9 protein-coding genes are annotated in these 10,740 nt (G+C 63.9%); 5 read left to right on the top strand and 4 right to left on the bottom strand.

Annotation, left to right across the window (positions count from 1 at the left end; all coding sequences use genetic code 11):
• Positions 1 to 286: 286 nt before the first annotated feature.
• Positions 287 to 1,288 carry a phosphate acetyltransferase gene (gene pta, locus JAB8_RS26660; protein WP_070292322.1) on the top strand — a complete coding sequence of 334 codons (1,002 nt, stop codon included), beginning with the start codon at positions 287 to 289 and terminating at the stop codon, positions 1,286 to 1,288.
• A 1-nt stretch (position 1,289) separates the two neighbouring features.
• Positions 1,290 to 2,051, top strand: coding sequence for a sulfite exporter TauE/SafE family protein (locus JAB8_RS26655; protein ID WP_254679601.1), 762 nt, complete (start codon positions 1,290 to 1,292; stop codon positions 2,049 to 2,051).
• Here the strand turns inward: JAB8_RS26655 and JAB8_RS26650 are convergent.
• Complete coding sequence (locus JAB8_RS26650) at positions 2,048 to 3,445, bottom strand: RtcB family protein (protein WP_070292320.1); 1,398 nt, start codon at positions 3,443 to 3,445, stop codon at positions 2,048 to 2,050. The genes JAB8_RS26655 and JAB8_RS26650 overlap by 4 nt on opposite strands.
• Before the next feature lie 437 nt (positions 3,446 to 3,882).
• Here JAB8_RS26650 and JAB8_RS26645 point away from each other — a divergent pair, with 437 nt between their 5' ends.
• From JAB8_RS26645 to JAB8_RS26635, 3 genes are all read left to right on the top strand, one after another.
• The gene (locus JAB8_RS26645; protein ID WP_070292319.1) at positions 3,883 to 4,770 is read left to right on the top strand and encodes an RNA ligase family protein; all 888 of its coding nucleotides are present in this window, start codon (positions 3,883 to 3,885) and stop codon (positions 4,768 to 4,770) included.
• Positions 4,770 to 5,909, top strand: coding sequence for an AAA family ATPase (locus tag JAB8_RS26640; RefSeq protein WP_070292324.1), 1,140 nt, complete (start codon positions 4,770 to 4,772; stop codon positions 5,907 to 5,909). The genes JAB8_RS26645 and JAB8_RS26640 overlap by 1 nt, the downstream gene beginning before the upstream one ends.
• Positions 5,910 to 6,151: 242 nt before the next feature.
• Entirely contained in the window at positions 6,152 to 6,844 is a 693-nt protein-coding gene (locus JAB8_RS26635; protein WP_070292318.1) for a choice-of-anchor E domain-containing protein, read from the top strand.
• Here the strand turns inward: JAB8_RS26635 and JAB8_RS26630 are convergent, their stop codons facing one another.
• From JAB8_RS26630 to JAB8_RS26620, 3 genes are read right to left on the bottom strand one after another with little or no spacing between them, the layout of a single operon-like run.
• The gene (locus JAB8_RS26630) at positions 6,845 to 8,578 is read right to left on the bottom strand and encodes a cobalt chelatase (RefSeq protein WP_070292317.1); all 1,734 of its coding nucleotides are present in this window, start codon (positions 8,576 to 8,578) and stop codon (positions 6,845 to 6,847) included.
• Positions 8,575 to 9,549, bottom strand: coding sequence for an AAA family ATPase (locus JAB8_RS26625; protein ID WP_254679600.1), 975 nt, complete (start codon positions 9,547 to 9,549; stop codon positions 8,575 to 8,577). The genes JAB8_RS26630 and JAB8_RS26625 overlap by 4 nt, the downstream gene beginning before the upstream one ends.
• A 41-nt stretch (positions 9,550 to 9,590) precedes the next feature.
• Positions 9,591 to 10,433, bottom strand: a complete 843-nt coding sequence (locus tag JAB8_RS26620; RefSeq protein ID WP_070223846.1) for an IclR family transcriptional regulator — start codon at positions 10,431 to 10,433, stop codon at positions 9,591 to 9,593.
• Positions 10,434 to 10,740: the final 307 nt, after the last annotated feature.

The raw sequence follows: 10,740 nt of genomic DNA, 5'->3' as shown, positions 1-10,740 counted from the left end.
TGTTGGATTACGCCCGTTGGGCTAATCCAACCTACCCAACCTACGCAATTTACGCGTGGTGCTGGCGTAGGTCGGATTAGCCGGGCAAGCCCGGCGTAATCCGACACCACCCGGGCAGTAGCCAGGCCAGCGTAATCCGACACCACCCGGGCAGTAGCCAGGCCCGGCGTCATCCGACACCACCCCGACCGATCCTTGTATGACCCCGGCTTGCCGGGTTTTATGTGCCGGAACCATCTTTATGCTTCCATGGTTCCGGCACTTTTTTTACCGAATTGGAGTCGCCATGAAAGCCCTGCACCGCATCATCGAGCAAGCCCGCGCCGTGCCGAAAAACATCGTGTTGTGCGAGGGCGGCGATGCGCGCGTGCTGCAGGCGGCCGCGCGGGCTGCCGCCGAAGGTCTGGCGCACATCACCCTCGTCGGCCAGCCGGCCGCCATCCTCGCCCTGGCGCACGAGCACGGGCTCGACCTCGATAGCGTGCGCCTGGTCGACCCGGCAACGTCCGACGAGTCGGAACACTATGCCCAGCAATTGTTTGTGCTGCGTCAAGCCAAGGGCATGACGGTGGAGCAGGCGCGCATCGCCGTGCAAGACCCGTTGTGCTACGCCAACCTGATGGTGCGCCTGGGCGACGCCGACGGTTGCGTGGCGGGGGCCGTGCACACGACGGCCGACGTGGTGCGCAGCGCCATCCAGATCATCGGCGTCGACCCGGCCTTCAAGCTCGTGTCGAGCTTTTTCCTGATGATGCTGTGCGAACCGTTTCACAGCCTGAAGGGCGGATTCATCTTTTCCGACTGCGCCCTCGTCGTTGACCCGAAGGCCGAGGAACTGGCCGACATCGCCATGGCCGCCGCCGACAGCGCGCAAGCCTTGCTGATGGAAGAGCCGCGGGTCGCCATGCTGTCGTTTTCCACCAGCGGCAGCGCCCACCATGCGGCCGTCGACAAGGTGCATGCGGCCACGGACCGGGTCAAGGCCCAGCGTCCGCTGCTGGCCATCGATGGCGACGTGCAACTCGACGCGGCCATCGTGGCCGAAATTTCCCAGAGGAAAGTCAAGGATTCCGTCGTCAACGGCCGCGCCAACGTGCTGGTGTTCCCGAACCTGGACGCGGGCAATATCGGCTACAAGCTGGCCGAGCGCATGGGCGGCGCCGTCGCCATCGGCCCCTTGCTGCAAGGCTTGAACAAGCCTGCCAACGATTTGTCGCGCGGCTGCAGCGCGATTGACGTGTACAACGTCATTGCCGTGACGGCCGTGCAGGCCCAGGGTGGGCGCTGAGTTGTTCAGCCTGCCCGTGCTGGCGCTGCTGGGCGTGGTGGCGGCCGGCACGTATTTCCAGACCGTCACGGGCTTTGGCCTGGGCATGATCGTCATGGGCGTGGCCAGCGGCCTCGGCCTGGCGCCCGTGCCCGCGCTGGCGGCCCTCGTCAGCTTATTGTCCCTGGCCAATTGCCTCGTTGCCTTGCCGGGCGCCTTGCACCACCTGGACTGGCGCGCCATCCGCGCGGCCAGCATCGGCTTGCTGCCGGCCATGGCGGCCGGCGTGTTGCTGTTGGGATATCTGGACCAGGCGTATGCGCCCGTCCTGAAACTGTTATTGGGCGCGGCCATCGTGTATGGCGGCGTCAGCATCCTGCTGCAGGCGCCGCCGGGGCCGGGCGCGGCGGACAAGCGCAGCTTCTTCATCAGCGGCGTATGCGGCGGCCTGTTCTCGGGCCTGTTTTCGCTGGCCGGCCCGCCCCTCGTGTACCAGTTTTACCGTCAGGAAATGAGTTTGACCACCATCCGCTACAGCCTGATCTTTTTGTTCGCCATCAGCGCTGGTGGACGTTCGCTGATGGCGGGCAGCCAGGGCCAGCTCGATGGGAAAGTGTTGTTGCTGTGTGCGCTGGCCTTGCCCGTGGGCGTGCTGGCCACGATGGCCGGCAAGCGCTACCCGCCGCCGATCGCCCAGCGCGGCATGCGCCGCATCGCGTTCGTCGTGCTGACCGCCATCGGCCTGTCGCTGATGGCGGCGGCCGTGCCGCAATTGCTGCGCTAGGCTTTAAAGGTCAGCAAGGGTTTCAGCCGCGCCACCGATTGCAGCAAGCCCGCTTCCTCCTGCGCGGCGATGACGGGACCGATCTTCTTGTACGCCATCGGCGCTTCCTCGACGCGGCGTTCCTCGCGCAGGGTCACGCACTGGAACGCCGTCTCGTCGCCGCCCACCGTGGGCCGGATGGCGCGCATGGCTTGCCTGCGGATGCTGCGCCCCGCGCCATGCGAGCACGACCACAGCCAGTCGGGATTGCCCATGCCAGTTGCCACATAAGAATAGTCGCCCATGGAGCCGGGGATCAGCGCCAGGTCGCCTTCGCGCGCCGGCGTGGCGCCCTTGCGGTGGATGTTCATGCCATGCTCGCGCAGGATGACGTTGTGCGGCACGTCCACCACCAGGCGCGATTGATCCTGCGCAAACACCTGCGCCAGGCTGTCGCGCACCAGTTCGGCCAGCACCATGCGGTTGACCCAGGCGTAGCGCGAGGCCACGCCCATGGCATCCATGTATTCGCCGGCCAGTTCGCCCGTCAAGCCGTACAGGCCCGACTGCGGGTGGCGCACGCCTTTCGGCCACGCCTCCCTGGCGCGGTCCATCCAGCGGCTGCCGACAAAAAAGCCCACGTCGCGGCTGCCGCTGTGGATCATGACGACCACTTCGCCCGGCACCAGCCCGTGCCGGTACGCGGCGTGGCGGTCCATGACCGTATCGACCAGCTGGATTTCCACGAAATGGTTGCCCGATCCCGTCGTGCCCAGGCTGGGGTCGCGTATCACTTCGCGCGTGCCCACCAGCGCTTCGGGCGCATGGCGCAAGCCGCCGCCCAGTTCGCGCAGGGCGATGCAAGCGTCGAGCTCGCGCAACAAACGCTCCTTGTCGACCCGTGGCCACAAGCCATCGTCATGCAAGCTGTCGATGAACGCTTCCGGCCCCACGTCGAACAGGGCGGCAAACGCCTTCGAGCGCAGCGGCACGTTGCGGCCGTCTTCCAGCAACACGTGTTTGAGCTTGCTCAACAGCTGTGGCTTGCGCGCTTCGAACCGCGCCAGGGGCAGGCCCGTCGTGATCAGGCGCATGCCGCAGGCGATGTCCGTGCCGGGAATGGCGGGGATCACCATGTCGGGGCTGGTGGCAACGATGCTGCCGACGGGCGCGATGCTGCCAGGGTGGAAGTCGGGCGTGGCGCACGCCTTGCACACATGGCCATCCTGGCCGGGCACGGCGACGGCGGCAAACTCCATCAGCTGGCGCACGGCTTTTTCCTCGAGCGGAAAGTTGTGGGGCAGCAGCACGGACGCCTGGGCGTGCGGATTGCTGAGCGTATAAATACCGTCGGCATAGGCGACGGCGATGCCCTGGCGGCGCAGGGCTTTTTGTAATCTGGATAGGGGAAACACGATTCTGCTCCGGAAATAACGAATGCACGGCCCTTTTGCAAGGGTCATGTTTGTTTTCCACGCAGCAGCGACAGGAAGTGCCGCCAGCTTAGCAAATTTTGCGGGGATTGCAAAGCGGGGGAGCGTACAAGAATGCGCACGATACGGATGAGCCACTTGCAAAATAATCAAACAGCCTTTATATTCGCGGTTCTTTCTCGAACCTCTTCCATATTGGAGCCAAAAGTGCCTCGCTTCTTCGCCATCACCTGCTAACGCTGACGAAATGCTCTCTGCAGCATCGTTCGGCGCGTTGACGCCCCCGATTGCTGCGGCACTGTTTTTGCTCCTTCCGCACACGTATCCAGGACCACCGTCCTGATCGTCCACGCCCGAACACGTCGTCAGCACCCCTGACCCTGTATGGACACGCCCCGGTCAACGCGGCGTGGGACGCTATGTTTTTACAATCTTTGCCTTTATTTAAATACCCGCGCACGCCGCACCTGGAAGGCTCGCGCCTGCAGGACGGCGACGACGGTTCCGACCAGATGCCATTGAAAAAGCTGGCCGGCCAGTACGTCGTAGTCGAGGAAAAAATCGATGGCGCCAACTCCGCCGTGTCGTTCAGCGATGCGGGCGAGGTGCTGCTGCAGTCGCGCGGCCACTACCTGGCGGGCGGCGGCAGCGAACGCCAGTTCAACCTGTTGAAACCGTGGGCCCATGCGCACGAGCACGCCTTGCTGGGCTTGCTGGAAGACCAGTATGTGCTGTTTGGCGAGTGGTCTTACAGCAAGCATTCCGTGTTTTATGACCGGCTGCCCCATTATTTCAACGAGTTCGACGTGTATTGCCGCCGCAGCCAGATGTTTTTGTCGACGGCGCGCCGCCACGCCATGCTGGCCGGCTCGCCCGTGCTGTCGGTCCCCGTGCTGTATGCGGGCACCATGCCCGCGTCGTCGAAACAGCTGTGGCAGCTGCTGCGCCATTCGCTGGCCAAGTCCCGGTTGTGGCGCGACGCCTTTGAAAACGTGGTGGCGCGCGAACGCCTGCCGCTAGACCTGTGCTGGAAGCAGACGGACAAGTCCGACCACGCGGAAGGCTTGTACCTGAAAGTGGAAGACGACGAGCAAGTGCTGGCCCGCTACAAGCTGGTGCGGCATGACTTTACGCAAACCATCCTCGACAGCGGTTCGCACCACAGCGCGCGGCCATTGATCCCGAATCTGCTGGCCGACGGCGTCGACCTGTATGCGCCGCAGCCGCTCGTGACGTGGGAGAGCCTGGGTTTACACACCTGCAGCTCGCTCGACGAGCTGGCAGCTTACTCAAGGAGTACACAATGATGAACTGGAAAACCCTGCAGCAACTGGTGCCGCCAGCGGGCCAGTCGCCCGATTTCAACGCCTGCCTGGCTGCCTTCCCGCAGCTGGAACTGGCGAAGACGACGCCGCAAAACCCCGTGTACCACGAGGAAGGCGACGTGTGGACGCATACGATGATGGTGGTGGAATCCCTGCTGGGCATGCTTGAGTACCAGCAAGCCACGCGGGCGGAACAGGAAATCGTGTTCCTCGCCGCCTTGCTGCACGACGTGGCCAAGTGCAGCACCACGGTGATCGACCCGGTGACGGGCGCCATCGGCCAGCCCGGTCACTCGCGCAAGGGCGCGCTCGATGCGCGCATTGCCTTGTGGGACTATGACGTGCCGTTTGCCGTGCGCGAGGAAATCTGCCGCCTGATCAATGTGCACCAGGTGCCGTTCTTTGCGCTGGAACAATCGCGGCGCGGCGTGACGCCGGAATTTACCGTGCGCGAACTGTCGTGGCAGGTCGATATCCGCCTGCTGGCCATGCTGGCCGAGGCCGATATCCGCGGCCGCATCTGCCCCGACCCGCAGCGCATCCTCGATGCCATCGAGCTGTTCCGCGAGCTGGCGCGCGAGGAGGGCTGCTATGGCCAGCGCAGGGTCTTTGTCGACGACCACACGCGCGTCAAATACTTTCGCGGCGCCGAGGCGCATCCCGACTACCCGCTGTTCCAGGAGCCGGGTTCGCGCGTGATCGTCATGTCGGGCTTGCCCGCGTCCGGCAAGAATACGTGGGTGGACAAGCACCATCCGCGCCTGCCCGTCGTGTCGTTTGACGATGCGCGGACGGCCTTGGGCTTGAAGCACGGCAAGAACGAGGGGCAGGTGGGCGACTATGCGGAAGAGCGGGCGCGCGAACTGCTGCGCAAGGGCGAACCGTTCGTGTGGAATGCCACGCATTTGTCCAAGCTGATGCGCGAAAAGACGCTCAACCTGCTGTACAAATACCATGCGCAGGTGGAGCTCGTGTACCTGGAGCAGCCGCGCAAGGAGCTGCTCAGGCGCAACGGCCAGCGCGACACATCGCTCAGCAACAAGAAGCTGCAAGCGATGCTGTGGAACTGGGAAATCCCGCTGCCGATGGAGGCGCATGCCGTGCGTTACTGCGTCGATTGAGTCGCCCGCCAATGTGTCGCACTGCGTTCGTCCGCTTTTGCGATAGTTGCATGAGCAATCAAAATGTTAATGGTTATTTTTAAAATTGCAACAAACTGAGTATATTGTGACTCTTTCATTTATTACAATGAATTGTCTGGTTAGCTGAATGGCCGGGCTGTGGCGCGAGGGACCTCCCTCGCGCTTCCTGCGTGAATCACTGCGTGATCCACTCTTCCTCATTGAATGAACAGGAGTCATCGATGCACAAATCTCTCATCGCACTGGCCGCAGCCGCCGTGCTAGGCCTTGGCGCCGCATCTTCCGCGCAGGCGGCCACCCAGACCATCAGCTTCAGCGCCGACCGCGCCCTGGGTGCCACCAACTGGTCAGATACCCTGGGCCTGGGCAAGTTCGACAGCAACCTGGGCACCCTGACGTCGATCAAATTCCATCTGGAAGGCGCCGTGCAGGGCAGCGGCCGGACGGAAAGTCTGGACGCCAGCGCGTCGAATGTGACCCTGAGCCTGGCCTCGCTGCTGACCTTGTACCGTCCCGACAACTCCACCTTGCTGGTGGCCAATCCGCTGTTCACGCAGACATTCGCCCTGAGCGCCTTTGATGGCAGCATCGATTTTGCCGGCACCTCGGGCGCCAGCACGGGTCTGCGCTCGAGCACGGGCTCGAATGGCTACACGAGCGCCAGCGCCAGCGACTTTGCCCTGTTTTCCTCGGCGGGCGGCGGTTTGATTTACCTGGGCTTGAATGCCATCGGCTCCTCGATGGGCAGCGGCGCGGGCAATTTGCTGACGCAGTTCCAGACGTCCGCTTCCGGCCGCGTGGCAGTGACGTATGAATACGTGAGCGCCGTGCCGGAGCCGGAAACCTATGTGATGCTGCTGACGGGGCTGGCGCTGGCCGGCGTGATGGCGCGCCGCCGCAAGCCCCGCACCTGATCAGCGCCGGCCGCGCCCGGCGATCAGCTGGGCGATCTCGCTGAACAGTTCATTGTTCAGCGAGGCGGGCAGGGTGGTGGCCAGGCTGCGGCTGTAATAAGCGCCCAGGTCCAGGCCCAGGCCCAGCCCGCAAATTTCCACGGCGCCCTGCGCTTCGCGGCGCGCCACCACCTGTTTCAGATGTTGCGCCAGGTAAAACTCGTCGTTGGCCAGATTCGTGGCCGTATCCATCGGGCAACCATCTGACACGACGAGCAGGATGCGCCGCCGCTCCGGCCGCGCCAGCATGCGGTTGCAGGCCCAGTCCACGGCTTCGCCATCGATGCCTTCGCGGTACAGGTCCGCCTTCAGCAGGGCCGCGATATCGGGCCGCGCGCGGCGCCAGTTCGTCTCGCCATCCTTGAACACCATGTGCACGAGTTCGTTCAAGCGGCCCGGGTTGGCGGGCGAGCGGGCGCGCATCCAGTCGCGTTTGACTCTTCCCCCATTCCACGCGCCCGTCGTGAAGCCCAGCAATTCCGTCGTGATGCCTGCCTGGTCCAGTGCGCGCAGCAGAATATCGAGCAGCACGGCCACGGATTCCGCATGCGTCTTCATGGAGCCGGAGCAATCGACGAGAAAGGTGACGAGGCAATCGGCCTGGGGCAGGAATTGTTCCTTGCGGAACAAGCGGCGCTCGGAGGGCGAGCTGATCAGCTGCGCCAGGCGCCGGCCGTCGATATACCCCTCTTCCTCGCCGAACGACCAGCCGTCGCGCTCGGGTACGGCCAGCAGTTGCGTGAAGCGCCGGGCCAGGCGCGCCGTGTTGATGCCCAGGCTGGCGATGCGCGCATCCATGCGTTCGCGGTACTCGAGCAGCAGGGCGCGGCGCACGAGCTCGCCCGCCTTGTCTTCGCGGTCGTAGGCCGTGGAGTACGCCTTGTAGCCGCCAGCGCCATCGCTGAAGGCGCGGCTCTCGCCCAGCGGGGCGGCATCGGGCAGGTGGTCATTGTCGCTGTCGAAATCGAGCAGCAGCTTGAAGGCTGCCTGCGCCTTCGCGTCGCCTGCCTCATCCTGGCTGCCCTCGCGCGCCGCTTGCGCCTCTTTCAGCATGGCATCGACGGCATGGGCGATGGCCAGCGCGTGGCGCGCAAAGGCGGCCTGGTCGGCGCGGTGGCGGCGCAAGCCCGCCAGGTCGCCGCTCAGTTGCGAGGAAACGGACCAGCGCGTCGCTTCGATGAAATCTTCCGTCTTTTCCAGCACGGGCCGGGCCGTCAGGCGCGACCAGCACATTTGGAACACTGTATACAAGAGCAAGCCCGATGCGCCTTCGGCCAGGCCGGAATCGTAGAACGCGTGCGACCATACCGTAAAACGGTGGCGCAGGTTGGCGATGACGCCGGCATGTTGATCTGGCGCCAGCGTTTCCACGCGCAGTTGCTCCAGCAGCTCGAAGACGAGCCGCGCCACGGGGTCAAGCGGGCACAGCGACTTGTGCAGGGCCGCATCCGTGTGCAGCAGGCGCAGGGCCACGCTGTCGGCCGCGCCGCGCAGCGAGGGCAAATCCTGCAGCGCCGCATCGGGCTGCAGATGGGCCGCGTGGATGGGCAGGGGACGGTGGCCGTCGTGCAGGCGCCGGCCCCGGTAGCGGACGGAGGCAACGCCGCTCAGTGCGCGGATCGCGCCCGCGCACAACTCGTCCGTTTCCTGTTGTTCGCGCGTGTAGGCGGCGGGCGCGGTCGCTTCGGTGCTCATGCCTGGCTCGCCAGCAATTCCTCGTTGAAACAGCGCTGGTAATACTCGGCCACCATGGGCCGCTCGGCCTCGTCGCATTTGTTGAGGAAGGACAGGCGGAAGGCCAGGGCCGGATCGCGGAAGATCTGGCAGTTTTCCGCCCAGGTGATTACCGTGCGCGGCGACATCAGGCACGCGAGGTCGCCCGCCGCATAGCCGTGGCGCGTGAGGCTGGCCACGGCCACCATGCTGCTTGCCAGCTGGCGGCCCGCGTCGTCATTCATGGCGGGGACACGCGCCAGCACGATCTCCGTTTCTTCGTGCTGCGGCAAATAGTTCAATGTGGCAACGATGTTCCAGCGGTCGATCTGCGCGTGATTGAGCACTTGCGTGCCGTGGTACATGCCGTTCAGGTTGCCCAGACCCACCGTGTTCGACGTGGCGAACAGGCGGAAGTGGGGGTGCGGCGTGATGACCCGGTTCTGGTCGAGCAAAGTAAACTTGCCGTCGCGCTCGAGGATGCGCTGGATGACGAACATCACGTCGGGGCGGCCCGCGTCGTACTCGTCGAAGATCAGGGCCACGGGCCGTTGCAGCGACCAGGGCACGATGCCTTCCTGGAATTGCGTCACCTGCTGCTGCTCGCGCAGCACGATGGCGTCCTTGCCGACCAGGTCCAGGCGGCTGATGTGGCCGTCGAGGTTGACCCGCACGCAGGGCCAGTTCAGGCGCGCCGCCACCTGCTCGATATGCGTAGATTTGCCCGTGCCGTGCAAGCCCTGCACCATCACGCGGCGGTTATGCGTGAAGCCGGCCAGGATGGCCAGGGTCACGTCCTTGTTGAAGCGGTAGGCGGGATCGATGTCGGGCACGTGCGGGTCGCGTTCCGTGAAGACGGGCACGAGCAAGTCGCTGTCGATATGGAACAGGCTGCGCACGGACTGCAAGGTTTGCGCTGCGGCGGCGGGGGGATGTTGGCGTGAATCTGGCACCTTGTTCTCCTGGTCAAGCCGCAGCATGGGTGCCGCAGCGGTTATGAATTACCTGTCTGCAATGCGTCGTCGTCCCCGCCCGTCGTCGGCATGGTTTCCGATTCGATGGCGGCCAGGGCTTGCGCGGCGCGTTGCAATGCTGGCAAGAAATGTAAAGCCTTGTCGTGCGTCAAACGGATGATGGGCGCCTGGATCGCCACGGCCAGGTTCGAGCGGCCGTTCGGGTTCGGCACCAGCACGGCCACGCACAGCAGGCCGGGCAGGAATTCCTCGTCGTCCAGCGCATAGCCGTTGCGGCGCACCAGTTCCAGTTCGCGCTCGAGCTTGACGGGGTCCGTTTCCGTCTTGTCCGTAAAGCGCGTCAATTCCATGTGGCCCAGCAGGCGGCGCCGTTGCACGGGCGTCATTTGCGCCAGGAACAGCTTGCCACTGGACGAGCAGTGTGCCGGCACCCGCGAACCCGGATGCAGGTAGAAGCGCAGCGGCGCCGCCGTTTCCACCCGGTCCAGGTACACCACTTCGCTGCCGCTGAAGGCCGTCAGGTTGCAGCTTTCGCCCACTTCCTCGACCAGCTGGCGCAAGACCATGCGGCGGGCGCCATGGAAGGTGTTGTTAATCAAGAGGTTAGACGCCAGGCGGCGCAGGCGCACGCCCGTGCTGTAGTGGCGGCCGTCGCTTTCGCGCTGCAGCACGCCCACGCTTTCCAGCTGTTGCAGCATGCGGTGCAGGGTGGGCTTCGGCAGCCCCGTTTCTTCCACCAGCGCTTGCAGCGACAGCAACTGGTCTTTTTCGGCAATCACTTCCAGCAAGGCAAACAAACGCATCGTGGGCGTGTCGCCTTCCAGTTTTTCCGGCTCAAGTTTTGGGGATGAAATCATGTCCATGGTGGCCTCGGTTGGGTATCTGAGTGTTACATCAGCTTATTTCATTTTCGAACTCAAATTGTACCGTTTCCTCGAAATTCTGTTTGACTTTTGATTGCCGAACGCTTAAATTGAATTGTATATCAAATTTCGGAACAAAATATACCGTTTTTTGATAAATAAGTTGATAAATACGCTGCAGTTCATTACCACAGACCAGGAGACACCCATGAATGACATGACCGAGCAAAAAGCCGCCGCCGCAGCGGCCATCCCCACCGGCCCGCAAAAGATGACGCCTTCCGAAGCGTTCGTGGAAACCCTGGCC

This window comes from Janthinobacterium sp. HH106 (assembly GCF_001758725.1).
Taxonomy (GTDB): Bacteria; Pseudomonadota; Gammaproteobacteria; order Burkholderiales; family Burkholderiaceae_D; genus Janthinobacterium.
Note: the sequence above shows the minus strand (reverse complement) of the source record. Positions and strands in the feature narration are given on the sequence as shown.

What these genes read in the sequence shown, in the direction of transcription:
- JAB8_RS26635 (WP_070292318.1), top strand. Translation starts at nt 6,152, where the DNA reads ATGCACAAATCTCTCATCGCACTGGCCGCAGCCGCCGTGCTAGGCCTT.
- JAB8_RS26620 (WP_070223846.1), bottom strand. Translation starts at nt 10,433, where the DNA reads ATGGACATGATTTCATCCCCAAAACTTGAGCCGGAAAAACTGGAAGGC.
- JAB8_RS26645 (WP_070292319.1), top strand. Translation starts at nt 3,883, where the DNA reads ATGTTTTTACAATCTTTGCCTTTATTTAAATACCCGCGCACGCCGCAC.
- JAB8_RS26640 (WP_070292324.1), top strand. Translation starts at nt 4,770, where the DNA reads ATGAACTGGAAAACCCTGCAGCAACTGGTGCCGCCAGCGGGCCAGTCG.
- JAB8_RS26630 (WP_070292317.1), bottom strand. Translation starts at nt 8,578, where the DNA reads ATGAGCACCGAAGCGACCGCGCCCGCCGCCTACACGCGCGAACAACAG.
- pta (WP_070292322.1), top strand. Translation starts at nt 287, where the DNA reads ATGAAAGCCCTGCACCGCATCATCGAGCAAGCCCGCGCCGTGCCGAAA.